Consider the following 619-nt stretch of genomic DNA (forward strand, 5'->3'; position numbering starts at 1 on the left):
AGCGGATCACGCGTCCATCGCGGCCGAATTACGCGGGCCGGCAACGCTCATGCCCGCACCATGCTTGTCGAGGCAGGCTGGACATATCGCCTACCTGCCCGCGAAGAGCGACGTTATCGGGATCGTGTCGCGGGATTGCCTGAGGATATTCAGGCAATCGGTTGGAAGGCGCAGGTGCGTCTTTGCCAGCGTTTTCGCCGATTGTCGGCGACAGGCAAGCCACAGCCCAAGGTCAATACGGCGATCGCTCGCGAACTCGTGGGCTTCGCTTGGGACATCGCTCGCCGGGTGCAGCCGGAGGTGACGGTTTGACCTGCCAGGGGGTTCAGCATCAGCTCAACCCTCTGGCAACATAGGCCTGGCCGGTGTGTCGCGGGCACCCGACTGTGATGGACAATCCTCGGTCAACGTTGGGGCAGGCAAGTCCGACGCCCGTGCTTAGAATGAGGAAGGTCCAGCGACGGACAACGGGTAGTGCGGTAACCAATCCGCGGATGAGAGCTTGATCAATCGTCGTCGATCAGGAGCCCGCGGCACTCCGGCCAGGCCAAATTCACCGCTAGCCGAAAGGTTGGCGGCAGGATAAACTCGTTCTGCAGCGCAGATGGCAGTCATGAGA

Annotated in this window: 1 protein-coding gene; it reads left to right on the top strand. The window is 61.7% G+C overall.

Annotation, left to right across the window (positions count from 1 at the left end; all coding sequences use genetic code 11):
* The coding region (locus PX554_RS26580; protein WP_275505050.1) for a transposase at positions 1-312 on the top strand (312 nt) is incomplete at its 5' end.
* Positions 313-619: the final 307 nt, after the last annotated feature.

This window comes from Sphingomonas pollutisoli, from assembly GCF_029167165.1.
In the GTDB taxonomy this organism is placed as follows: Bacteria; Pseudomonadota; Alphaproteobacteria; order Sphingomonadales; family Sphingomonadaceae; genus Sphingomonas; species Sphingomonas pollutisoli.